The 224-nt window shown below is 32.1% G+C and carries 1 protein-coding gene; it reads right to left on the bottom strand.

All coding sequences use genetic code 11. The annotated features are described in order from the left end of the window. Positions 1-224, bottom strand: a 224-nt coding sequence (locus tag OU788_RS12840; protein WP_274635508.1) for a carboxypeptidase-like regulatory domain-containing protein, incomplete at both ends; no start/stop codon positions are given.

Consider the following 224-nt stretch of genomic DNA (forward strand, 5'->3'; position numbering starts at 1 on the left):
CTAACATGGTCTAGTAATTCTAAGTTTTCATTTAAAGAAAAATTTACCTCTAGTTTAGTGTTGTTTGGTTTGGTAGAAGATTTTATTTCTTTTGATTTTGATTGAAACCCCATGTATGAAGCTGTAACTATGTTCTTTTCTAAAAGAATACCTTCTAAGCTAAATGTACCATCTTCGTTGGTGATGGTTGCTTGAGTATTGTTGTTAACAATAACCGTGGCTCC

Origin of the sequence: Tenacibaculum sp. L6 (genome assembly GCF_028823685.1) — a bacterium.
Taxonomy (GTDB): Bacteria; Bacteroidota; Bacteroidia; order Flavobacteriales; family Flavobacteriaceae; genus Polaribacter.